We start from the raw sequence: 24,275 nt of genomic DNA, 5'->3' as shown, positions 1-24,275 counted from the left end.
GAAAATCCTGAGCATTACCTCCCTTGGAACTACCAACAAAATCAAGAGATAACTCAGTCATAGACTGGGTTAGCGCCATTCTAAATAACTCAACTTGCCATGTCACACTATCCCGCCGTAAGCTCACCATTTATGCGCAGCCTGAATACCAATGGGCCAGACCAAACCGTCAGCAAAGTGGCATCAGCTGACGAATCAAGGGTAGTTATTCAGTTCTTTTACATGAATAAGTAACTTTAATTTAATCTGAAAAATATTTTAGTGAAAGAGATTCTCGTTTCGAATGACAGATCCCAAGCCTCAGCAGTAATGCTGGGGCTATTGCATTTTAAGCGCACTTGTTTAGTGCGCTAAACTGATCAACCTAGGGCAACAAATTTTTAAATAACTCTCCGCAAAGTATAACTCATTGTATTTTATCTACTTTTAAATCTGGCACTGTGCTTGCTCTTTATCTGCATACACTTCGGTTTTTGTGAATGGCAGTTATGCTGTTGGCAAAGCTGAACAAGCATTAAATCTTAATCGATGTAGGAAAAGGCAAAATGAGCACAAGCGATCTAAGTCAAAGTAAACAGAACATTGTAGTGGTGGGTAACGGCATGGTTGGTCATCACTTTGTTGAGCAATTAAGTCAATTTGATGGCTACAATATTACCGTACTGTCAGCCGAGTCTCGTTTGGCCTATGACCGAGTGCATTTGTCGGAATATTTTTCCGGTAAAACCGCCGACGATCTGGCGTTAACCACACCTGAGAATTATCAACAATTGGGCGTTAACTTTGAGCTTGATGCGAAAGTGACTCAGATTGATAAAGCGGCGAAAACCGTAACCACAGAAAGTGGCGACACCTTCTCTTATGACAAGTTAGTGTTGGCCACCGGCTCTTACGCCTTTGTTCCGCCTATCCCGGGTAAAGATCGTGAGCATTGCCTGGTCTATCGGACCATTGATGACTTGGATGCGATTCAGGCATCGGCCAATACCGGTAAAGTTGGTGTCGTTGTTGGTGGTGGTTTGCTTGGTTTGGAAGCAGCTAATGCGCTTAAAGAGCTAGGGTTAGACACTCATGTGGTTGAGTTTGCGCCACAGTTAATGGGGGTGCAACTCGATCAGGCTGGTGGTTTATTGCTGAAGAATAAAATTGAAAGCTTAGGCGTTACCGTCCATACCGAAAAAGCCACTAACGTTATTGTTGATGGTGATGATTGTGTGCATAAAATGGAATTTGCCGACGGCAGTCACCTGGAAACCGACTTGATTCTCTTCTCTGCCGGTATTCGTCCTTATGACAACCTGGCGCGCGAGTTTGATTTAACCCTTGGTGAGCGTGGCGGTATTGTCGTTAACAATCAATGTCAAACCAGCGATGACGATATTTACGCTATCGGTGAATGTGCATTATGGAATAACTTCATTTATGGTTTGGTAGCGCCGGGTTACAGCATGGCGAAAGTGGCGGCGAGCCATATTATTGGTGGTGAAGATAAATTTACCGGTGCCGATATGAGTACCAAGTTAAAACTGATGGGCGTTGAAGTTGGTTCAATTGGTGATGCGCATGCCAAAACGGCAGGTGCGCAATGTTATACCTATCAAAATGATCGCGACAATGTTTACAAGAAAATGGTAGTCAGCCAAGACGGAAAAACCTTACTTGGCGCGGTACTGGTAGGAGACACCAGTGAATACGATGCCTTGTTGCAATACGCGTTAAATGGTATTGAATTACCGGAAAATCCAGATGCGTTAATTTTACCTAGCAGTGGTGAAAAACCAACTCTTGGTGTTGATTCACTGCCAGATACGGCCACCATTTGTTCATGTTTGAATGTTACCAAAGGCGACATAATTGCCGCCGTCGATGCGGGTGCCACCGATGTTGGCACGATTAAGAGTGACACGAAAGCGACGACTGGTTGTGGTGGTTGTGCGGCATTATTGAAAACTGTCGCTGACAATGAGTTTGCCAAACGTGGTTTAGAAGTGAAAAAAGATATTTGTTCTCACTTTGTTTATAGCCGTACCGAATTGTTTCACATTGTCAAAGCAGAAAAAATTAAAACCTTCGATGAACTGGTAAGCAAGCACGGTAAAGGCATGGGTTGTGAAATTTGTAAGCCGGCAGTAGCGTCCATCTTAGCCTCGGTATACAACGATTACATCTTAGAAGACGATCACTTGCACTTGCAAGATACCAACGATACTTACCTCGGCAATATGCAAAAAGACGGTACCTACTCGGTCGTACCACGTATGCCTGGCGGTGAAGTGACCCCGGACAAACTTATCGTCATTGGTGAAGTTGCCAAAGAATATAACCTTTACACCAAAGTCACCGGTGGTCAGCGTATCGATTTATTTGGCGCTCGGGTCGAGCAGTTACCGGCTATCTGGAAACGTCTGATTGATGCGGGTATGGAAACGGGTCATGCCTATGGTAAATCACTGCGTACGGTTAAATCTTGTGTCGGTAGTACCTGGTGTCGTTACGGGGTACAAGATTCTATGTCGATGGCTATTTTCTTAGAAGAGCGCTACAAAGGCTTACGTTCTCCGCATAAAATCAAATTTGCCGTTTCCGGTTGTACCCGTGAGTGTGCCGAAGCGCAAAGTAAAGACATTGGTGTAATTGCCACAGAAAATGGCTGGAACCTTTATGTTAGCGGTAATGGCGGGATGAAGCCTCGTCACGGTGACTTATTTGCCACCGACTTAGATGATGCCACGCTAATTAAATACATCGATCGCTATTTAATGTTTTATGTACGTACCGCCGACAGATTACAACGTACTTCCGTATGGTTGGAGAACCTGGAAGGTGGCTTGGAATACATGCAAAAAGTCGTCAAAGACGATCACTTAGGCATTAACGATGAGTTAGAGAATCAAATGGATGCCGTGGTTGCCACTTACCAATGTGAATGGAAAACCACCGTTGACAGTCCGGAAAAATTAAAACGTTTCCGTCAATTTGTCAACTCAGACAAACAAGACGTTAATATTCAATTTGTCGATGAACGCGAGCAAATTCGCCCGGCAACTTTAACTGAAAAAGCCGAACAAGGCTTGCTTATTGACACCGTAAATATTACAGAGGTTGAGCCGGCATAAGCTTGGCCTCTAGAGGAAAAAATGATGACAGAATTAAATAGTACAAGCAGTACAAGCAGTACAAGCAGTAAAAGCAGCAACTGGCAAACACTCTGCCAAAAAGATGATTTAGTGAAATACTCGGGCGTGTGTGCGTTGCTAAATGATGAGCAACAAGTCGCCATCTTTTTAATCGATGATGACAACGCTCTTACCATCAGTAATTGGGATCCTGCCGGTAAAGCGAACGTGCTCTATCGTGGTCTCATTGGCGATGACAATGGTGAAGTGTTCGTTGCCTCACCTTTGTACAAGGAGCGATTTTCATTAACCAGTGGCCGTTGTTTAGACGATGATTCATTGTCGGTGACCACCTATCAAACCCGCATTGAGCAAGGTCAAGTGCAGGTACGAGTCTAAAACGTTAGCACTGAGTGACGATGTATAACACTATTCATAACACTATACATTGTCAGCTTATTTACCCGATATCAGGAAGGCAATCATGAATAGTAGCAGTTTATTTAATCCGTTTTACAGCTTTGCTCGTTTACTGAAATTTAACCTGACTACTCATCGTAAAAATCAAGGTGCTGGCAAGCTTTCGCAACGACAAGGACAAGTATACTTAATCGGTGGTGGCTGTGGCGATCCTGAGTTGCTGACGATGAAAGCTCATCGAATTCTGCAATCGGCAGATGTGATCATGGTCGACTGGTTGGTAAATCCTGATATCTACCAATATTTTCCGAAGGCTGCTGATGTGCAGTTTGTGGGCAAAAAGTGTGGTCAACACAGTGTTCAGCAAGACGAAATCTGCCAGATCATGCTCAATCATGCGTTAGCAGGTAAAACCGTTATCCGCTTAAAAGGGGGCGACCCAAGTATTTTTGGTCGCTTGGCCGAAGAAACCGATATTTTAACTCAACATCAAATCCCCTTTGCCATCATACCAGGGATCACCGCCGCCAGTGGTTGTGCCGCTTATGCCGGAATACCATTAACCCATAGAGATTGTGCGCAGTCGGTCCGTTTTGTCACCGCGTCATTGAAAGATAGCGAAGCCGAGGCGAACTGGAGAAACATCGCCAATGAAAAAGACACTTTAGTGTTTTATATGGGCTTAAACAAAGTCAGCCAAATAGCACAGCGGTTGATCAAATATGGGATGAAAGACTCGATGCCAATCGCTATCGTTGATCAAGGCACACTAAGCGCTCAGCAAGTCTGTATTAGCTCATTAGCAAACATCAGCAAGGATATGAAATTTTACGATTTTAAAGGCCCGGCGCTTATCATCGTTGGTGAAGTTGTGAGTAAAAGACAGAGTGTGAGTTTAGATTTATTCACCAGTGCCGAGTTGCAACTTAGCGCTTAAAAGATCACTAGCATAGTAACCGGCAATGTAAAGACGCCGCGGGATATGTTATAAATGCGCTATTGACGGCTTATCGTAAATCAGCGCATGACAGCAAACGCTTCAACTTCTACTACTCTACCTATCGAGGCTGTTAAGCAGCCCATTTTAGATGCCTTGCAATCATCTGCCGCGATTATATTATCGGCGCCACCCGGGGCGGGTAAATCAACCTGTTTACCGCTATGGCTGTTGCAATCTCAGCGCTTTGCTCAGCAAAAAATCATCATGTTACAACCGCGTCGCATCGCGGCAAAATCGGTTGCCAGTCGGCTTGCTCAGCAGTTGGGTGAAAAAGTCGGCGGCACCGTTGGTTATCGTATGCGCAACGATAGCAAAGTTTCCAACAACACTCGCTTAGAAGTGGTTACCGAAGGCATACTTACCCGTTTAATTCAGCACGATAATGAACTGGCAGGTGTGGGGTTAATTATTTTTGATGAGTTTCACGAGCGCTCTATTCATGCCGATTTAGCCTTTGCCCTGGCACTGGATGTGCAGCAGGGCTTACGTGACGATTTAACCTTGCTACTGATGTCGGCGACATTGGATAATCAATATCTGGCAAAATTTTTACCACAGGCAACAGTCCTCGGCTGTGAGGGCAAAAGCTATCCTATTGATATTAGCTATCATGCGCCCGGTAATGAACGAAATTGGCGGCAACACGCAGTCAGTGTCATTCGCCAGCAAGCGAACATTGAAAGCGGTTCTATTTTGGTTTTTCTGCCGGGCACTGCCGATATTCGTTTTATTTTTAATGCTCTGCTTGGGCAGTTAGCCAATGATATCGATTTACATGCCCTGTATGGCGATTTAGACATTAAGCAACAGCAGCAGGCAATTGCAAAAAGCGAAATGGGTCGCAGAAAAATCGTACTGGCCACTAACATTGCCGAAACGTCACTGACCATAGATGGCATCAGCATGGTCATCGATAGTGGTTATGAAAAGATTGCGCAGTTTAATAGTGACAGCTTGATCAATGAGTTAAGGCAGCAAAAGATTAGTAAGGCTTCTGCTATTCAGCGGGCCGGGCGAGCCGGACGTTTACAAGCGGGCCGTTGTATCCGTTTATACGCCAATGAAGACTTTCAACGTCGAGTCGAACATAGCCGCAGTGAAATTAGTCAGGCCGACTTATTACCACTCACCATTGAGGTGGCCAGCTGGGGCGTTGCTCAATATCAGCAGCTCAACTTTTTAGAGTTGCCGCGCGCCGTTAGCGAGCAACAAAACTGGCAGGCACTGCAAGCGTTAGAAATTGTCGATGGTAATAATCGATTAACCACACACGGTAACCAGGTCGCACAATTGCCCTGTCATCCACGTTTTGCCCATATGCTGATCAAAGCGCTGAAGATAGTAAGTGATGATGCAAAAGTGGTAAAAAACGTCCAAGGCTTATTATCGTTGGCGTGTCTATTAGCCGCGATGTTAGAAGAACGCGATATCTTAAAGCGTGAGCGGGCTTTTAATGAAAGTGATATTCGCAGTCGTTTATATCAACTGGCAGGCTCAGTGAAACGCAAAGCATCAAACATCGAATACCGGATCATCCAACAGGCCCGAAACCTCGCGGCTAAGTTAAGTCATTTGCACCCCCGACGTGTTTCACTCAGCTTAAATGACAATGACTGGCCGATGGAGTATTGCGGCTTGTTTTTAGCCTTTGCCTACCCAGAGCGCATCGCCATGGTCAGAAATTCGCAAAGCAGCTATTTGTGCGCCAATGGCAAGGGGGCAAATTTAGCCGATGAGGATACTTTGCGAGGCGAGCCGTTTTTAGCGTGTGCGGTGTTGCAAAGCTACCAACAAAAATTGCAAATACGCTTAACCGCGCCATTACAGGAGCAACATATTTATCAGTACTTTAATGCTCAGATAAGCCGTCATGAGCGCTTAAGCTATGACGAAAAGCAGCAACGAATTAGCAGTGAAACACAAACCCGTTTAGGCAGTATCATTTTGTCGCGGCAGCCGAGTCAATCTAAACTAAGCGCCGAAAAGTTAACTCGCCTGTGGTGCGATTATATTCAACGAAAAGGCCTGACGATATTAAAATTTAATGCCATTGCGTTAAATCTGTTGAGCCGAATCCGCTGGTTAAATCAGTATTTCGAGGATTTACCGTTGCCGAAGTTTGCTGACCGCGAATTATTGCTCAATATCGCGGATTGGTTGGGGCCGTATTTATTCGATGTAAAAAAACTCAGCCAACTGCAGCAACTTAACTTTTATGACATCTTGTATAACTCGCTAACGTTTGAACAACAGCAATTGCTTATGCGCTGGGCGCCGAAATCTTATACCAGCCCGGTTGGTCGCGAATTTAGTTATCAATACAGCGAACAACCGCACCCAAAATTGGCATTACCTATGCAACAGGTGTATGGTTTAAGTAGTTCCCCTTCGGTTGCTAATGGGCAAGTCGCGGTACTGTTAGAGTTGCTGTCACCGGCACGCAGGCCGATTCAGCTGACTCAAGATCTGGCGAGGTTTTGGCAGGGAAGTTACAAAGATGTGCAAAAGGATATGAAGTCGAATTATCCGAAACATTTTTGGCCTGACGATCCGGCCAATGCGCAAGCGACAACAAAATTAAAAAAACATTTGCTGAAAGACAACTAGAATAAAAACATGGCAACAAGAAAATTAATAAAAAAACCACAAAAAGGCTTCACCAAAGGCAAGGTTGAGAAAGAGCAAAAAGCAAAACCTGGCTTTACTCATTGGTGTGCCATGACGGCTATTAAGCTGTCGATAATATTTGTTACCACGCTCGCGTTATACAGTATTTATCTCGATGGTAAAGTGCGTCATACCTTTGAAGGCCAGCGCTGGCAGGTGCCGGCGCAAGTGTACGGTAAAGTTCCTACGATTAACAATGACCAGCAAATTAATTTTGACCATTTAGAACAAGAGTTGCTGCATTTGCATTATAAACGGGTAGCGAAAGTGAAGTTGCCCGGACAATATGCCCGCAATTCGAATAAGTTCATTATTTATCGTCGTGAGTTCGATTTTGGTTTCGGTCTTGAAGCACCGGCCAAGGTGTCGATAGAGAAAAAACGTGACGAAGTTTTTCGCTTGTTAGAAGATGGACAACCCTTACATAAAGTAAAACTCGAACCCATTTTAATTGACCGTATTTTATCTGCTGAAGGTGAAGACCGGGTAGTACTTAGCCTGGATCAAATGCCTGAACAGCTAATTGATACCTTGTTATTCATTGAAGATAAAGATTTTTATCATCATCATGGTTTATCGCCTACGGGTATTTTAAGAGCGTTTTGGAAAAATATATTGGCTGGCGAAACGGTACAGGGAGGCAGTACTCTTACCCAGCAGCTGGCAAAAAACATGTTTTTAACTCGCCATAAAACGCTATGGCGAAAAGTGAATGAAGCACTCATTTCGATCATCCTGGAGATGCGTTATTCCAAAGATCAAATTCTTGAAGCTTACCTTAACGAAGTGTATTTAGGTCAACATTATGCCAATGGCATTCATGGTGTCGGCCTGGCTGCGCAGTTTTACTTTGGCAAGCCGTTAAAAAATCTGGAAAGTCATGAAATTGCCTTGCTGATCGCACAAATTAAGGGGCCATCATTTTACGATCCCTGGCGAAAACCGAAACGCGCGGCAGAGCGCCGGGATTTGGTGTTAAGAATGATGTTTGAAAATCATTTAATCAACAAAAATGAATTTAACCAGGCATTATTAACCCCGTTAAACATTCGAGCCGAACGGCGTTTCGACAAGCAAACGTATCCGGCTTACATGCAATTGGTCCGTCGAGAATTAAAACAAATGGGCGCCGCTAATGCGATGCAATCCGGCATTCGAATCTTTACTGGTTTTGATTTACATCGTCAAACCCATGTGGAACGTGCAATAAAGCAACAATTAGCCTTACTTGAAAAAGCTAAAGCCACAGAAAAGTTAGAAGCGGCAGTGGTGATTAGTGACATTCGCAGCGGTCAAATTCAAGCCGTAGTTGGCGGTAAGTCGGTTAAGTTCTCCGGTTTTAACCGGGCGTTGGATGCCAAACGTCCAATTGGCTCACTGATAAAACCTGCGGTTTATTTAACCGCGTTAGAAAAGTTTAACACCTACAATTTCGCCACCCCGTTGAAAGATGAACCTATTTCATTAGAAAGTTCAAAAGGTAAATATTGGCAACCGCAAAACTATGATGGTAAATTTCGCGGGCAAGTACCACTGATCCAAGGCTTAGTTAACTCGCTTAATGTTCCTACGGTAAATCTTGGTATGCAATTGGGTATCGACAAAGTCGCGACTACCTTAACCGCATTGGGTTATGAAGGCAAAGTACCTATGGTACCAAGTATGTTGCTGGGTGCCATTAATATGTCGGCGTATGAAGTCAACCAATGGTATAACACTATTGCCAATAACGGCCTGTATAATGACGCTCATGCGATCATTCGTGTGGTTTCAGGTCAAGGTGACGTGTTGTGGAGTAAAAACAACATTGTCGATGCGCGATTGTCACCACAAGCGGCGTATTTAATTGATTATGCCTTAGCGCGCGTCGCAAAAGACGGCACGGCAAAATCGCTTTCCTGGCTCTTCCCGGAGCAAATCATTGCCGGTAAAACCGGCACCAGTAATGATTTACGTGATTCCTGGTTTGTTGGTTACGATCAACAAAGTGTAGTAACAACCTGGATCGGAAGAGATGATAATTTACCCATGGGTTTAACTGGCAGTAGTGGCGCATTATCTTTGTTTGCCAATTACCTGAAGAAACAAGGCAGCAGTTCCCGCTTCGATTTGTTGCCAGAAGGCATAGAGTTTGCCACCTTTGAATTAGCCACCGGCAATGCGGTTATGGATGATTGCGCCAACGTTGCCTACTACCCGGCAATAAGGGATAGCATATTTTATTCCGATAAATGTCTACAACAACGGCCAGAACAAGCATCTTGGTTAGAGAAAATATTTGGCTCGGGTAGTGACTAATTGAAAAAATGTACAGCAGCAATGACTGATGTTCCCATCTTAATTTTAAAGTAAAGCAAGGCTCAACATGGAAAAGTTAACACAAAAAGTTTATGTTTGGAGCCGCAATATACGGTTATTTCACTGGCTTAATGTGACTTCAATACTTTTATTGATTGTTATCGGCACCATTATTTTGAATGCAAAAGTACTCGGTATAACAACGGAAGGTAAAATTCTGCTGAAAGTGCTGCACGTATCGATTGGCTATGTCTTTACTGTTAATTTGTTGTATCGTTTTTTTTGTGGTTTTACTGGCAAAGGCTTTGAACGGTTTTCTAAAACTCTGGCCTTTCAACAGGGATTTATTGACGAACTAAAACAATATCAACAGGATAAAAGCAAACAATATCAGGGCCATAATCCGTTAGGTAAATTGATGGTAACGGCGTTATTTTTGTTAATGACAACACAAGTGGTTAGCGGTTTAGTGATCGCCGGCACCGACATTTATTACCCGCCATTTGGCCAACATTTTGCTGAAAGTATCGCCATTGATAAACAAGATTTAGCCTCGATAAAGCCCTATTCAAAAACCAATGTCGATGAACAGGCTTATAAGGCAATGCGCGAATTTCGAGCCCCGTTTATACAAACTCATGTTTATTCATTCTACACCCTGCTGATGTTCATTTTTATTCATATTGCTGTGGTGATTTATGCGGAAAGAAAACATCATCAATCTTTAGTCTCGGCAATGATCAATGGCTATAAATACTTGAAAAAGCGGGAATAAATAACGATTCAGGTTATGTCGTTTAGTGTTAATTTTAATCCTCCCTTTCCCCCATCCATGGTGCGGGAGGATAAGCACATCCATGTGCAAAAAAATGCCCACAACAGTGGGCATTTATCGAAAAAACTAGCGTTTAAAGCTAATGCTTAAAGCTTGGCAAAACAACGTTCAGCGGCAGCTAAGGTTGCTTCAATGTCGGCATCATTATGCGCGGCCGATAAGAACCCGGCCTCAAAAGCTGAAGGCGCCAAGAAAACACCTTCATCTAACATTAAATGGAAGAACTTGTTGAATTTATCGGTATCGCATTTCATCACTTGCGCAAAGGTACTTACTTGTTCTTGCTCGGTGAAGAAGAAACCAAACATAGCGCCAACGTAGTTAATGCTTAACGGCACACCCTGGCGTTTTGCCGCAGCTTTAAAGCCTTCGGCAATTTGCTTGGTTTTTTCAGTTAAGCCGGTGTGGTAATCGTTATCGCTCAATTCGGTTAATGCGGCGAATCCAGCTGCCATGGCGATTGGGTTACCAGATAAGGTACCGGCTTGATAAACCGGGCCCACTGGCGCAATGTAGTCCATGATTTCGCTTTTACCACCAAAAGCACCAACTGGCATGCCGCCACCGATGACTTTACCTAATGTGGTTAAATCCGGAGTGATATTGTAATGCGCTTGCGCACAACCTAAAGCCACGCGGAACCCGGTCATTACCTCATCCAAAATAAGCACCGATTTATATTCATCACAGATGCTGCGCAGGCCTTCAAGGAAACCAGGCACTGGTGGGATACAGTTCATGTTACCGGCAACGGGTTCAACAATAATACAGGCGATTTCGTCGCCATATTCTTTGAAAATTTGTTGCACTGAATCGGTATCGTTATAAGTCACGGTTAAGGTGTGTTTGGCAAAGTCTGCCGGGATACCCGGAGAGTTTGGTACGCCTAAGGTTAACGCGCCTGAGCCAGCTTTCACTAACAATGAGTCGGCATGGCCATGGTAACAGCCTTCAAATTTCAAAATTTTATCACGATTTGTGTAACCACGAGCTAAACGAATCGCGCTCATGGTGGCTTCCGTACCAGAACTTACCATGCGCAGCTTTTCCATCGATGGTACCAGTTCACGAACTTTTTCGGCCATGGTAATTTCCAGCGAGGTTGGCGCACCAAAACTTAAGCCGTTTTGTGCTGTGCTAATTACAGCATCTAAAATAGCCGGGTGATTATGTCCTAAAATCATCGGTCCCCAAGAACCAACATAGTCGATATATTTCTTGCCATCGGCATCAAAAATATAAGCACCTTCGGCACGTTCGATAAATCGCGGAGTACCGCCAACGCCAGTAAACGCTCGTACTGGTGAGTTAACGCCACCTGGTATAGTTTGTTGCGCTTGCGCAAATAATTGTTCTGAGTTTGACATGTTCTAGCCTTGTATTCTCAATACGGCGCATAAAATATGAGCCGTTATTACTATTTAAAATTCTATTTGTTGGTAAACCAGGTTACTGGTTTTTCAAATTGTGTCAGTTTTTCATCAACGCCTAATGTTAAGGCGAATAATGCCATCCGTACTAATACGCCATTTTGCGCCTGACGGAAAATAGCCAGATTTGTGTTGTCATTCAAATCAACATCAAGTTCATTGGCTTCCGGCCGTGAATCTCGAGGCAGCGGATGCATAATTACCGTATGATCTTGACAGTACTGCTGATACACCGTCTTATTCAAGCTGAAATGGCCACGATATTTATCGGCTTCTGCTAAGCTGCTAAAACGCTCTTGTTGAATTCGGGTTTGATACACCACATCACTTTGCAAATGTCCGGCCATGGTGTCGGTTATGGTGACTTTGTGTCCGGCATTGGTGAGTAAATCTACTATGTATTGTGGCATTTGTAATGGCTGGGGCGCTAATAACGTAATGTTTACGTTTTTATAAAGGCTTAATAACCGTGATAATGAATGTACGGTACGGCCATGCTTTAAATCACCCATTAATACGATATTTAAATTATCAATACCTTTATTAAAACGAGACATTTCCGCTTGAATGGTGAACAAATCGAGCAAGGCTTGGGTTGGGTGTTCATTGGCACCGTCGCCGCCATTAATGACTGGTACGGTACTGCCTTTGGCAAAATCGCCGACCGAGTGCATTTCAGGGTGACGCATGGCAATCACATCCGAATAGCCACTGATAACTTTTGCGGTGTCAAATAAGGATTCGCCTTTTGATAACGACGAGCTTTCCTGGCCAACGGTTTCATGAACAAAGCCGCCAAGTAACTGGAACGCGGTACCAAACGAAATACGGGTGCGGGTACTCGGTTCAAAAAACAGATTATTTAAAATTGCCCCTTCAAGCACATGACAGCGCTTTTGCCGGCTGGCATAAGGGACCATTGCTTGGGCGACTTCAAGAATGCGTGACACCGATTCTCGGTCAAACTGTGACACAGATAAAATGTCGCTGCCCTGAAATTTCATCATGGTTAACTACCTGATATGGTTGAAAGTTTAATATATATTTAACGAATTGAATGTTTTTATGTGTTTTGCTTAATTCAGCTCGCGTAATTTGCGCGCAACTTTAACATAATATCCGCATAAAATCGTGCATATGTTAATAAATGCCCGGCTTATTAAATACCAGGCTTTAGCACGGCCAGGATGATCACCGCAAATAAAATTAATACCGGTAATTCATTATATATGCGATAAAACTTACCCGACTTGGTATTTCTGTCGTGTTGAAAATCAGCCAATAATTTAAAACAATAGCCATGGTAGGCAAACAATATCGCCACTAACGCTAACTTGATATGCAACCAACTACTGACAATAAACCATTGATATCCCATCATATAAATTAAAGCGACACCAAGAATTAGGGTTAATAAGGCAAAAGGAGTGACAAAATACAGTAAGCGACGTTCCATTATTTTTAGCTGGCTGTGCACTTCAGTATTGTCGGATTCTGCGTGGTAAACAAACAGCCGGGGCAAATAAAAAATGCCGGCAAACCAGGCAACCATAAAAGCAATGTGTAATGCTTTTAACCATAAAATGGTGGTCATGCTAAATATTTCCCTTGGTTAAAATCAATCGTATTTTATCAAATGCTAACAGACCGATGATTTTTTTCTTTGATTTATGATAAATAAACACCGCACCTTCGCGTTTTTCATACAAGGCGAAATAAGCTTCAGACAAGGTTGCTTGCGAATCAATCGCCGGCATTAATGTGGTTTTAATGGCTCTGTCTTCACCTTCTAGCGGATGCGAGTTTAAATCGATTTGCACCAACTTATACTCTTCATTAGCGCTTTGCACTATGATCGGCTGATGCGTAGTTTGTGTTGCCAAAGTGTATTTGATCTGCTCATCATTGGCATGCTGCAATAGCGTATAATCGTGTTCCATATGACTTAGCACCCCGTGTTTTTGCAATACACTTTCAACCGGAGATATTTGATAAGGTAATTTTTGCAATTCCAATTGTTGCAGGAAGATAGAGCGATTTTTTAAAAATTGGCTAGAGGTTAAATACGCTGAGGTGATCACCACCATCGCTGGCAGGGCAAGTTGTAACTGGTTTGATAACTCGATGATGGTTAGTAATGCCGCTAATGGTGCATTCAGTGTTGCCGCAAGCATTCCGGCCATGCCTAATAACGCAAAATCACCAGTAAAACTGATCTCTGGAAATATCAGGCTGACAACAAAAGCAATAAAGGCGCCAGCAACGGCGCCAATACCTAATGTTGGGCCTATTATACCGCCAGGAATACCTAAGCCTAAGACTGCTACTGTCGCAACAAATTTTGCAACCAACAAAGATAGCAGCAGCCAAATGGCCACATTTTCGCCAAGTATCAAATCTATCGCACTTAACCCAGGGCCCATCGCTTGCGGCACTAACACACCGATAATGCCCATCAGTATTGCGGCGATAAACAAGCGCTTCGCCATATGGATGTTATTGGCCAATTTTATCGTATAAATTAAACTGCTGTTAAACGCCTTGGCTAAGAAACCGAGAAAGATGCCAAGGATGATCAGCAATGGATAATGCCAAAAATCGATTTCCAAATAGGCAAAAAATTCATATTCATGAAACGAACCAAACACCGCATTTGTCATCATCGAGCCGATAATCGAAGCCAGTATCACCGGGATGAAGATGTGTAATTTATATTCACGCAATATCACTTCCATGACAAAAATTACCGCAGCCAGAGGGGTATTGAAGCTAGCCGAAATGCCAGCGGCAATACCACAGGCACATAAGGTTCTGATCGCGTTATGTGGCAATGCCAGTTTGCTGCCGAGAAAACTGCTGCTGGCAGCACCAATATGTACCGCCGGACCTTCTCTTCCTACCGAAAAACCGCCGGCAAGTGCAAAAATACCGCCAAAAAATTGGGTTAAGGTGTTTTTAAACGGAATGGAGCCATAGGCGACTTTTAAGCGGTGAATGACAAACGGGATCCCCATCCGTGTGTATTTAAACCCTAGCAACCAGGCGAGGGCCAAAATCAGGGTCACCGCGATAATGGGGGTTATTAAACGCTGAAATTCTGATAAAGTGGTGTAGTCATCGATGTTTTCAAGATACAATAATTGTAATGACTCAATACTCAAACGAAACAAAATAATAAACACAGAGGCGAGAGTGCCACCAAGTAGCCCCAACAGGCACAATTGCCAAGAAGGTTCAGGTTTGGCCAGTTTCTTCCTTATTGATTTAAGGGACATGGAAATACCTTAGCTGTATTTTTGTTGTGGTGTAGAAGATAATTTGTTTGCAAGTTTACCATACTTAAATTAGATAATACGTTAAAAATGAATTGGTTAAAAAAAATAACAATTTCCCGCCTGCACGCACGTTTTGGCGCTTTTAAATTATTAATCTGTTGCGCTGCCTTGCTGCTTGTGGTGGCAGTGATGTCTTATCAGGCCGGTAATTTTTATCAAAAACATCAAAACCGGATGATTGCCGAGCAAACAGAACGCCTTGAGAAACTCTATCAAAAAAATGAACAAGCCATTAGCCAGATAAATACCCTGCAAGTGGAGCTGGCAATAGAACGTCTGGCCAACCAAAAAATGCAACAAGCATTTAGAACCATTGAAGATGATCATTTTTCGTTAAAAAAAGAATTGGCTTTTTATGAAAAAATAATGGCACCAGAAAAGCAGGCCAATGGCATTATTATCGATGAGGTTGAAATTGCAGCAACTAACAGCCCGAATCATTATCGAATTCGTGTGGTGTTGGTGCAGCAGCAAAAAAGTAAACGCTATGCCAAAGGCCATTTAAAGGTGACTTTTGATGGCAGTTTGGTTAATCGTCCGGCCACGGTGAATATTGCTAACATATCGGAACTGGATCAAAAAGCACTGTCATTTAGTTTCCAATACTTTCAGGTGATTGAAGGTGAATTCACCTTACCTGATGATTTTATTCCCGAAAAAATCGATGTGTCGGCGATTTTACCGGCGGGTCGCTGGCAAAAACAGCACCGTCTTGATGAAACATATCCCTGGTTAAGTAAAAAAGAAAGTTAATCCTGGCGCTTTGACGCAACTAATACTTGACTAATTTGCTCGGGTTTAAGATAATCCGCTTAAGTTTTAACCCCATAGTTGTAAAAAAATACCGATGTCAGAAAATCAATTGCCAATTCAATTTAGTGATGCTGCCGCTAATAAAGTGAAAGTATTGATCAGCGAAGAAGAAAACCCAGAATTAAAATTGCGAGTGTACGTAACCGGTGGTGGTTGCTCGGGCTTTCAATATGGCTTTACCTTTGATGAAAAAGTTAACGATGGCGACATGACCATAGTGAAACAAGGCGTTACCATGGTGATAGATCCAATGAGTTTGCAATACCTGGTAGGTGGTACTGTCGATTATATTGAAGGCCTGGAAGGCAGTCGTTTTCTGGTGGATAACCCTAATGCCGAAACTACCTGTGGTTGTGGTTCTTCGTTTTCAATCTAAGCTCACCCGTTCTGATAGCAATTACACCGGTTCCACTTCAAGAACTCTGAAACCTGCATCTTGAAGGGGAGCGGGTATATATGTAATTAATGTAAATAGTTGCTGCTTAAATACCCATCTTCGTTTTATACTAACTCCATAACTTATAATAATTTTTTGTAAACATTTGGGGAAGATATGCGTTTTAACAGCCAATGGCTGGCTCAACGTCCGTACGTCATTGCTATTTTCATCACCTTGTTACTAATCCTTTGGTTAGCGACAGGGCTGAGTAATGAAAAAATTAACCCCGACATCACTGCTGAAAAACGAGCGCCGGTACCGCAAGTCAAAGTCGCAACGTTTGTCGCCGAGCAGGTTGCCAATACCGTGAATTTGTATGGTCGTACGGAACCTGATCGTATTGTTATGTTGCAAGCTCAGGTAAAAGGCACAATTTCTCAGGTGTTTGCCAAACGAGGCAGCTTTGTCGAACAGGGAGATGTGATCGCATCGATCGCATTAAATGAACTCCCGGCCCAGCTTGAACATTATCAAACCTTATTAAAACAACGGCGCATTGACTATTACGGCTCGAAAGCGCTGTTTAAAGAGGGCTATCAGGGAGAATCGGCATTAGCGCTAAAACTTGCCGATGTGACAGATGCCAAAGCAGAACTTGCGCGCATAGAAAAAGACATTAGCAATACCACTATCGTTGCCCCATTTGCCGGTATTTTAAACGAACGTTACGTCGAAGTAGGTGATTACGTCGCCATAGGTGAAGATATAGCCATGGTTGCCGATCTCGACCCCTTGGTGATAAGAGCTCATATTACCGAAAATCAGGTGTTTAAGGTAAAAAAAGGGCAAGTCGCCAATATTGCCCTCTTAGGTGAAAGACAAATACAGGGTAAACTGCGTTATATCGCCAGTGTCGCCAATGAAAATACCAACACCTTCAAAGCCGAAATTGCCATCGAAAATGCTAATTACCAATACCTGGCCGGGATCAGTGCACAAGTGGAATTACCGCTCGAGACCGTGTCAGCAATTAAACTTTCGCCAGCATTATTGGCCTTGGATGAGATGGGCAATATTGGGGTGAAATCTGTGGTCGATGACCATGTCGTCTTTACCCAAATCAATATGGTAAAAAGCGATGAGACCGGGGTTTGGTTATCAGGCCTGATGGATGAAGAACAAATCATTATCTTAGGTCAAGGTTTTGTCCGGCCCGGAGATAAAGTAAACCCTGTCAGCTCAGAGCCGTAATTTATCATGCTTACCCTTATCGATTCGGCCCTGCAACGTACTCGCTCAGTAATGATGATTTTTATCTTATTATTGATTGCTGGCGCGATTACCTATGCCAATATCCCGAAAGAGTCGAACCCTGATATCACCATACCGAGGATTTATGTCTCTATGGTACATGACGGTATTTCGCCAGAGGATGCAGAGCGCATGCTCGTTAGGCCGATGGAAAATGAATTAAAAGCGATCGAAGGCATCAAGGAAATGAGCGCCACGGCAAGCGAGGGTCATGCCAGCGTAACCTTAGAATTCAACCCCGGATTTGACTCAAGCGAAGCGTTATCCAATGTTCGTGATAAAGTGACTCTGGCAAAAGCCAAACTCCCCAATGAATCGGAAGAACCGGTAGTAAAGCAAGTCACCATGGCAAATTCTCAGCCGGCAGTGACGGTCTTTCTCTCGGGACCAGTGAGTGAACGTGGCTTGATAACGATAGCCCGTGATCTGCAAGATAAAATCGCCAGCATGACGCAAGTACTGGAAGTGGACATCGGCGGCGATCGCGAGGATATGCTGGAAATTATCGTTGATCCGCTGTTAATGGAAAGTTACGGTTTAGATCAAAACGATATTTTTAATTTAGTCGAACGTAATAACCGCCTGGTACCTGCGGGTACCATGGATACCGGCAAAGGCCGTTTTGCGATTAAAGTGCCATCGGTGTTTGAGTCGGTAAAAGATTTAATGGAATTGCCGGTAAAAGTGGCAGGTGATCGAGTGATCACTTTTCAGGATGTTGCCTTGGTTCGCCGTGCTTATAAAGACCCCACCAGTTTTGCGCGCCTCAATGGCGAGCGGGCAATTTCAATCGAAGTCAAAAAACGCCCGGGGCAAAACATTATTGAAACCGTCGATAATGTCAAAGCCTTGATTGCGGCTGAGCGTAAATTCTGGCCGCAACATATCATGGTGAATTATACCGGCGATCAATCAAAACAAATCAAAACCATGCTCAGCGATTTGCAAAACAATGTGATTTCGGCAGTTTTACTGGTGGTCATTGTCATTGTCGCGGCATTAGGGGCACGCACCGCAATGTTAGTCGGTTTGTCTATTCCCGGTTCTTTTTTAACCGGGATTTTGGTGTTGGCCATTTTTGGCTTAACGGTAAATATGGTGGTGTTATTCGCTCTCATTATGGCCGTTGGCATGTTAGTCGATGGCGCCATTGTGGTTACCGAATTTGCCGACCGGCAAATGAGCGAAGGCGTAAATAAACGGCTAGCCTACTCGATGGCAGCGAAACGTATGGCTTGGCCAATTATTGCCTCCACTGCCACCACACTAGCGGCGTTTGCGCCACTGCTATTCTGGCCTGGGATGATGGGCGAGTTTATGAAATTCATGCCGATAACCTTAATTGCGGTATTGACCGCGTCATTAATTATGGCTTTGGTGTTTGTCCCCACTATGGGCTCGCTGTGGGGCAAGAGCCGATTAATTTCAGAGGCCGAAAAACAACAGTTACTGGAAGCTGAAGACGGCGAAATCGCTAACCTTAAAGGCTTGATGGGGAAGTATATTTCGCTGTTAACGGTTGCCATCACTCATCCGCTTAAGGTGTTGCTGATCACCATTTTGTTCGCCATTGCGGTGGCGGCAAATTATGTGAGCTCAGGCTTGGGCAGTGAATTTTTCCCTGACGTAGAGCCGGAAGGGGTTAATTTAAAAGTACGCTCGTTTGGCGATTTATCTATGCTTGAGAAAGATGAAATCATGACCGAAGTGGAACGACGTATTCTTGATATGAGCGAAATTAAATCGCTATATTCGCGCACCGGGGGCAACGATTTAGTTGGTACACTGCGAGTCAACTTAATCAACTGGCAGTTTCGTATAAGTGGCGATGAGGTGGTTAGCGAATTACATCAACGTTTAGATAGCTACGCTGGCGTCGAAGTGGAAGTGCGCAAAGATAAAATGGGGCCACAACAAGGTAAAGATCTAGAGTTGGAATTATCATCCCGATTTCCCGAAAAATTAGAAGATGCGGTGCGCAAAATCCGCAAGATGCTGGTGAGCAATACACAACTGACCAACATTGAAGATGGTGGCTCGAAAGCTGGCATCGAGTGGCAATTAAAAGTTGATCGGGCTTTGGCTGCGACGTTTAGTGCCGATGCGACCTTAGTCGGTACTTCTGTGCAGATGGTTACCAATGGTTTAAAACTGGGCGAGTATCGTCCGGATGATGTCGATGATGAGCTAGATATTCGAGTACGCTTTCCTATGGATAAACGCAGTATCAGCCGTTTAGATGAATTGCGCTTAAAAACAGCGGAAGGCTTAGTACCGGTCACTAATTTTGTTGAGAAACAAGCCGCGCAAAAAGTAGACACTATTCGCAGAATTGATGCGAAACGGGTAATCGTTATTAAAGCCGATTTAGTGCCGGGAGCGCAATTAGGTAATGTATTACCCTCATTGCAGCAGCAATTAACAGTTCTGGATATTGACTGGTTATCGGTTGGGGTAGCGTTTAAAGGCGAAAACGAAGATCAGCAAGAGTCGCAAGATTTTCTGGTGAATGCCTTTGCTATTGCATTGTTTGTTATGGCGATTATTTTGGTCACCCAATTCAACAGTTTTTATCAGGCGTTGTTAATCTTATCGGCAGTGTTGTTCTCCACTGTTGGCGTATTTTTGGCATTATTGGTTGCCGGCAAACCTTTTGGCATTGTGATGTCGGGGTTAGGGGTTATCGCCCTGGCGGGTATTGTGGTAAATAACAATATTGTGCTTATCGATACCTACAATGTATTGCGCCATTCCGGTTATCACGCCAAAGAAGCCATTTTAAGAACCGGAGCACAACGTTTACGGCCGGTAATATTAACCACAACGACAACCATTCTTGGCCTAATGCCAATGGTGTTGCAGATCAACATTGATTTTGTCAGTCGCGACATTAGTTTTGGTGCGCCATCAACTCAGTGGTGGGCCCAGCTGGCCACCGCGATTGCCGGCGGCCTGACTTTTGCAACCGTTTTAACCTTGGTTCTTACCCCATGTTTACTGGCATTAAGAGATTACAAACAAGAAAAGCCAAGCAAAGTTCAATGGGTTGCCGCGCCTGCCTATGAAGAAGTGTAAACTTTCTACATACAAACACATGCATCAAGCCTAAATGGTTTTAGTATCTATGTGTCGCTTTCGCCTCGAATTGATTATTATACCAAGTCGGTCCATTTATTGACTAATAAGTGGACCGACTTGGTATAATTTCCCCACCCAGAAAATTAGGAACACTCTATGTTAAAAGCCATGTTGCAGACCGTTGTGCTAACTGCGATCTTATCAAGTTCAGTTGCCCATGCGGCGTATTTAAATGACGCTCAGAAAAAGCAAATTGATGCTTTAGAAACCACGGCGTTAAATTCTGATTTAGCCTATCAAATTGAAGAATCATTAACGACCGAAGTTGGTGCGCGCATGATCGGCACCGAAGGCGATAAACGTGCCATTGCCTGGGCGGTTGAGAAAATGCAGTCTTTGGGTTTTGATAAGGTCTGGACCGATGAAGTGGGTCATTATCAATGGATCCGTGGCGATGTTGAAGCGAAAGTGCTAGCCCCTTTTCCACAGCCAATTAAAGCCCTTGCTTTAGGGGAAAGTGTTGGCACAGGCGAAACTGGCATTCAGGCCGAAGTGCTACATTTTAACACTTTAGCCGATTTGCAAGCGGCAGAAGCTGGCAGCTTAACCAACAAAATCGCTTTTGTCTCGTATCGTATGCAGCGCTCAAAAACGGGTAAAGGCTATGGTAAAGCGGTTGGTGCACGAGTAAAAGGGGCCGCTGTTGCGGCTGAAAAAGGCGCGGTTGGTTTTATCATGCGCTCGGTGGGTACCGACAATAATCGTACTCCGCACACGGGTATTACCCGTTATAAAAATGGTGTAAAAAGAATTCCGGCGGTGGCACTAGCCAATCCAGATGCGGATTTACTGGAAAACCAGTTTAAACGTAACAAGAAAGTTGAGTTTTTCTTAAAAGTTACCGCCATGCGTAATGAAGTGGTCGCCGTTCGTGGTGCCAATGTCATTGGCGAAATTACCGGCAGCGAATTCCCCGAACAGATTGTTGCCCTGGGAGCACATCTCGATAGCTGGGATGTTGGTACCGGTGCTATTGACGATGGCTTGGGGGTGTCTATGGTAATGGCAGCAACGGCCCATATTGCCAAGTTGCCAGTACGGCCAAAACGCACAATTCGAGTGATTTTATTCGCCGGTGAAGAAGTTGGCTTATTGGGCGCTAAGCAATACATCATTGACCATAAAGCGACGTTGAACAACCATATGATAGCTGCGGAATGGGATTTTGGTTTAGGCAAAATTTATTCGATGCAATCGGGTGTCGGTGAGGCTGCTGTACCAGCGATTGCTGAGTTAGCAAGTTATATGGAATCACTCGGTGTTGCATATAACCAGGCGAACAAGGCCAGAGGCCAATCGGATATGGGCGCAGTAACCGATAAAGGCGTACCGGCAATGAATTTTGCCCCTGACGGCACCAATTATTTCGATATTCATCACACTGAAAATGACACGTTAGATAAAGTGGATGCTAAGGATTTGCAGCAAAATACTGCGGTTTATACCGTTTTCGCCTATTTTGCCGCGCAATCGGCTGTCGATTTTAGAAAATAAACGTTACAGCTAAGTTGCTATAAAAAGGTTAACCTAAGTCGTAATAAAAGAGGTTAACCTTTTTTGTTTTTCACGCTATATTAAAGCCACTACATAATAAAAAGGAATAAAAGTGATGAAAATAAGGAACTTAATAGCAGTTGTTAGCTTGTTCAGCGTGGCATTTGCCAGTCAGGCACAAGCACCGGTTTGGCAGGTGAGTAAAAAAGGTAACACTGTCTATATTGGCGGCACGGTTCATGTATTAAGTGCAAACGATTACCCGCTACCTGCAGCATTTGCGCAAGCCTACCAAAAATCCTCCGTTTTAGTCTTTGAAATGGATATGAGCAAAGCTCAAACACCCGAATTTCAACAGCAAATGCTGACAAAAATGACCTATCAGGATGGTCGCACTTATGCCGATGAATTAAAGCCGGAAACCGTCACAAAATTAAACAAATACATGCAAGAAAAAGGCTTACCGGTTGGCAATTTGCAAATGTTTAAACCGTCGATGTTGTCGGTGACGTTAACCATGATTGAATTGCAACGTTTGGGGCTTGGTGGTACCGGGGTGGATGCGTTTTATAATACAAAAGGTTTGAGTGACAAAAAATCATTTAAATACCTGGAATTGCCCGAGCAGCAAATTGATTATTTGGCCAATATGGGCAAGGGCTATGAAGATGAGCTAATTCATTACACTTTAGATGATATGGCAAAACTACCAACGGTGATGCAACAAATGAAAGGTGCCTGGCGGGTGGGCAACAATCAAGAGCTGTATAATATTGCGGCAAAAGAGTGGCAACAGTCTTTTCCTACCTCTTACAATCAACTCATTGTCGAGCGTAACAATAATTGGCTGCCAGAAATTGAAGCGTATTTTGCTAACGCCGAAGTTGAGTTTGTGCTCGTTGGCGCTTTGCACTTAGTCGGTAACGATGGTGTGTTAGCGCAGTTAAAGAAGAAAGGTTATTCAATAACACAGTTGTAATAGTTTCCCGAAATGGTTGGCGCGGTTTGGTTGCTGCGCTAAGAAGCTTAGCTGTTAGCTTTAACTTCGTGTAAACACAAGCAGCGAGTATAGTTTAAGACAGAGCGTAAGTCGGGGCCAATTAATTAGTTGCACGCTGCACATGATTAGAAACCATCATCATCGGGGCTTGAACCTTTGCTTTTCTAAACTCTTCATTCACTCGTAAGGTAATATCTGTTTCTAGTGCTTTTTCATACTTGGTATCTAGCACATACACTTTCACTGTCAGTTTATAAGCGATAAAGTTATTGGTGAGGACTTGGCAGATCAGTACATTTATCGGTTTGTTAAGGTAGGCAAATTTACTCAATGCGGCACATTCTCGTATGATGGCTTGCGCTTGGGACAAATCTTCATCGATGCCAATATGAAAACTGATGGCAACTTGCATATCAAGTTCTCCATAGTTACCACAAGAGGTGAGCTGATTTAAGAAAATGTTGTTAGGAATGGTAACTACGTTGTCATCAAGGGTATTCATTTTTACCGAACGTAGGCCGATAGCGACGATATCACCATATTCACCACCGAATAATACTCGGTCGCCGACCTGAAATGGCCGATCAAACATTATGATAATGCCGGCTACAACCGATGCTGCTATATCTTTCATTGCAAAACCTACGGCAACGGCCAAGGTACCACCGAGAATTGCCAATAGTTCTTTACTAAATTCAAAACTGATCAATACAGAGGTCGTTATCGCGAAAAAATAAATAATAAACTGGAAAAATACCAGGGCTTTTTGCAGCAATAGTCGTCGTTCTGCAAAGACCTCGCTTAAGTCGTTCACAACCGATTTTACCACTTTTAATATCGCCCAAACCACAATGAATAATATTACCGACATAAATAATCCGCCAGGTTTAACCACTTCTGCCAAAGTGGTGATGACTTGCAGCTCTTTTGAGTCTGGAATGGCCACTTGCGCACTAACGGGTAATGCCAGGAGCCAGAAAAGAGTAGCTAAAGCTTTAGCTTTTACCCGTTTGATTAGTCGAGTTAACATGGTTTATCC

General features: G+C 43.7%; 17 protein-coding genes. 12 read left to right on the top strand and 5 right to left on the bottom strand.

Annotated features, from left to right (window positions below; all coding sequences use genetic code 11):
* Positions 1–545: 545 nt before the first annotated feature.
* The 6 genes from nirB to ND16A_RS13415 all read left to right on the top strand — a co-directional run bounded on the left by nirB (position 546) and on the right by ND16A_RS13415 (position 10,276).
* Entirely contained in the window at positions 546–3,116 is a 2,571-nt protein-coding gene (gene nirB / locus ND16A_RS13390; protein ID WP_033076741.1) for a nitrite reductase large subunit NirB, read from the top strand.
* Between the two features lie 21 nt (positions 3,117–3,137).
* On the top strand, positions 3,138–3,515 hold the full coding sequence (gene nirD / locus ND16A_RS13395; RefSeq protein WP_235281993.1) for a nitrite reductase small subunit NirD: 378 nt from the start codon (positions 3,138–3,140) through the stop codon (positions 3,513–3,515).
* Between the two features lie 85 nt (positions 3,516–3,600).
* On the top strand, positions 3,601–4,473 hold the full coding sequence (gene cobA / locus ND16A_RS13400; RefSeq protein WP_081945495.1) for a uroporphyrinogen-III C-methyltransferase: 873 nt from the start codon (positions 3,601–3,603) through the stop codon (positions 4,471–4,473).
* 87 nt (positions 4,474–4,560) lie between these two features.
* Positions 4,561–7,143, top strand: a complete 2,583-nt coding sequence (gene hrpB, locus ND16A_RS13405; protein WP_033076740.1) for an ATP-dependent helicase HrpB — start codon at positions 4,561–4,563, stop codon at positions 7,141–7,143.
* Positions 7,144–7,152: 9 nt separating this feature from the next.
* Entirely contained in the window at positions 7,153–9,501 is a 2,349-nt protein-coding gene (gene mrcB, locus ND16A_RS13410) for a penicillin-binding protein 1B (protein ID WP_052072931.1), read from the top strand.
* Between the two features lie 67 nt (positions 9,502–9,568).
* Positions 9,569–10,276 (top strand): cytochrome b/b6 domain-containing protein, encoded by a 708-nt coding sequence (locus ND16A_RS13415; protein ID WP_033076739.1) that lies wholly within the window; start codon positions 9,569–9,571, stop codon positions 10,274–10,276.
* 146 nt (positions 10,277–10,422) lie between these two features.
* Here the strand turns inward: ND16A_RS13415 and hemL are convergent, their stop codons facing one another.
* The 4 genes from hemL to ND16A_RS13435 form a co-directional block, all read right to left on the bottom strand.
* Positions 10,423–11,703: a glutamate-1-semialdehyde 2,1-aminomutase gene (gene hemL, locus ND16A_RS13420; protein WP_033076738.1), complete on the bottom strand. Its 1,281-nt coding sequence runs from the start codon at positions 11,701–11,703 to the stop codon at positions 10,423–10,425.
* Positions 11,704–11,765: 62 nt separating this feature from the next.
* On the bottom strand, positions 11,766–12,773 hold the full coding sequence (locus ND16A_RS13425) for an aspartate carbamoyltransferase (protein ID WP_200880807.1): 1,008 nt from the start codon (positions 12,771–12,773) through the stop codon (positions 11,766–11,768).
* Between the two features lie 152 nt (positions 12,774–12,925).
* Complete coding sequence (gene hemJ, locus ND16A_RS13430; protein WP_033076737.1) at positions 12,926–13,360, bottom strand: protoporphyrinogen oxidase HemJ; 435 nt, start codon at positions 13,358–13,360, stop codon at positions 12,926–12,928.
* A 1-nt stretch (position 13,361) separates the two neighbouring features.
* Positions 13,362–15,041, bottom strand: a complete 1,680-nt coding sequence (locus tag ND16A_RS13435) for a chloride channel protein (protein ID WP_033076736.1) — start codon at positions 15,039–15,041, stop codon at positions 13,362–13,364.
* An 87-nt stretch (positions 15,042–15,128) separates the two neighbouring features.
* Between ND16A_RS13435 and ND16A_RS13440 the strand changes: the two genes are divergently transcribed.
* From ND16A_RS13440 to ND16A_RS13465, 6 genes are all read left to right on the top strand, one after another.
* Positions 15,129–15,854, top strand: a complete 726-nt coding sequence (locus ND16A_RS13440) for a DUF6776 family protein (RefSeq protein ID WP_033076735.1) — start codon at positions 15,129–15,131, stop codon at positions 15,852–15,854.
* A gap of 94 nt (positions 15,855–15,948) precedes the next feature.
* On the top strand, positions 15,949–16,290 hold the full coding sequence (erpA, locus tag ND16A_RS13445) for an iron-sulfur cluster insertion protein ErpA (protein ID WP_033076734.1): 342 nt from the start codon (positions 15,949–15,951) through the stop codon (positions 16,288–16,290).
* Between the two features lie 177 nt (positions 16,291–16,467).
* Positions 16,468–17,544 (top strand): efflux RND transporter periplasmic adaptor subunit, encoded by a 1,077-nt coding sequence (locus tag ND16A_RS13450; protein WP_033076733.1) that lies wholly within the window; start codon positions 16,468–16,470, stop codon positions 17,542–17,544.
* A 6-nt stretch (positions 17,545–17,550) separates the two neighbouring features.
* Complete coding sequence (locus ND16A_RS13455) at positions 17,551–20,679, top strand: efflux RND transporter permease subunit (RefSeq protein WP_081945494.1); 3,129 nt, start codon at positions 17,551–17,553, stop codon at positions 20,677–20,679.
* A 159-nt stretch (positions 20,680–20,838) separates the two neighbouring features.
* Positions 20,839–22,236, top strand: a complete 1,398-nt coding sequence (locus tag ND16A_RS13460) for a M20/M25/M40 family metallo-hydrolase (protein WP_033076732.1) — start codon at positions 20,839–20,841, stop codon at positions 22,234–22,236.
* 115 nt (positions 22,237–22,351) lie between these two features.
* Positions 22,352–23,215, top strand: a complete 864-nt coding sequence (locus ND16A_RS13465) for a TraB/GumN family protein (RefSeq protein ID WP_052072930.1) — start codon at positions 22,352–22,354, stop codon at positions 23,213–23,215.
* A 121-nt stretch (positions 23,216–23,336) separates the two neighbouring features.
* Here ND16A_RS13465 and ND16A_RS13470 read toward each other — a convergent pair whose 3' ends face one another.
* Entirely contained in the window at positions 23,337–24,266 is a 930-nt protein-coding gene (locus ND16A_RS13470) for a mechanosensitive ion channel family protein (protein WP_052072929.1), read from the bottom strand.
* Positions 24,267–24,275 lie beyond the last annotated feature (9 nt).

It is taken from the genome of Thalassotalea sp. ND16A (genome assembly GCF_000764205.1).
Lineage (GTDB): Bacteria > Pseudomonadota > Gammaproteobacteria > Enterobacterales > Alteromonadaceae > Thalassotalea_A.
The sequence above is the reverse complement of the archived record's forward strand: the minus strand, read 5'-3'. Positions and strand labels throughout refer to the sequence as shown.

What these genes read in the sequence shown, in the direction of transcription:
- nirB (WP_033076741.1), top strand. Translation starts at nt 546, where the DNA reads ATGAGCACAAGCGATCTAAGTCAAAGTAAACAGAACATTGTAGTGGTG.
- nirD (WP_235281993.1), top strand. Translation starts at nt 3,138, where the DNA reads ATGATGACAGAATTAAATAGTACAAGCAGTACAAGCAGTACAAGCAGT.
- cobA (WP_081945495.1), top strand. Translation starts at nt 3,601, where the DNA reads ATGAATAGTAGCAGTTTATTTAATCCGTTTTACAGCTTTGCTCGTTTA.
- hrpB (WP_033076740.1), top strand. Translation starts at nt 4,561, where the DNA reads ATGACAGCAAACGCTTCAACTTCTACTACTCTACCTATCGAGGCTGTT.
- mrcB (WP_052072931.1), top strand. Translation starts at nt 7,153, where the DNA reads ATGGCAACAAGAAAATTAATAAAAAAACCACAAAAAGGCTTCACCAAA.
- ND16A_RS13415 (WP_033076739.1), top strand. Translation starts at nt 9,569, where the DNA reads ATGGAAAAGTTAACACAAAAAGTTTATGTTTGGAGCCGCAATATACGG.
- hemL (WP_033076738.1), bottom strand. Translation starts at nt 11,703, where the DNA reads ATGTCAAACTCAGAACAATTATTTGCGCAAGCGCAACAAACTATACCA.
- ND16A_RS13425 (WP_200880807.1), bottom strand. Translation starts at nt 12,773, where the DNA reads ATGATGAAATTTCAGGGCAGCGACATTTTATCTGTGTCACAGTTTGAC.
- hemJ (WP_033076737.1), bottom strand. Translation starts at nt 13,360, where the DNA reads ATGACCACCATTTTATGGTTAAAAGCATTACACATTGCTTTTATGGTT.
- ND16A_RS13435 (WP_033076736.1), bottom strand. Translation starts at nt 15,041, where the DNA reads ATGTCCCTTAAATCAATAAGGAAGAAACTGGCCAAACCTGAACCTTCT.
- ND16A_RS13440 (WP_033076735.1), top strand. Translation starts at nt 15,129, where the DNA reads ATGAATTGGTTAAAAAAAATAACAATTTCCCGCCTGCACGCACGTTTT.
- erpA (WP_033076734.1), top strand. Translation starts at nt 15,949, where the DNA reads ATGTCAGAAAATCAATTGCCAATTCAATTTAGTGATGCTGCCGCTAAT.
- ND16A_RS13450 (WP_033076733.1), top strand. Translation starts at nt 16,468, where the DNA reads ATGCGTTTTAACAGCCAATGGCTGGCTCAACGTCCGTACGTCATTGCT.
- ND16A_RS13455 (WP_081945494.1), top strand. Translation starts at nt 17,551, where the DNA reads ATGCTTACCCTTATCGATTCGGCCCTGCAACGTACTCGCTCAGTAATG.
- ND16A_RS13460 (WP_033076732.1), top strand. Translation starts at nt 20,839, where the DNA reads ATGTTAAAAGCCATGTTGCAGACCGTTGTGCTAACTGCGATCTTATCA.
- ND16A_RS13465 (WP_052072930.1), top strand. Translation starts at nt 22,352, where the DNA reads ATGAAAATAAGGAACTTAATAGCAGTTGTTAGCTTGTTCAGCGTGGCA.
- ND16A_RS13470 (WP_052072929.1), bottom strand. Translation starts at nt 24,266, where the DNA reads ATGTTAACTCGACTAATCAAACGGGTAAAAGCTAAAGCTTTAGCTACT.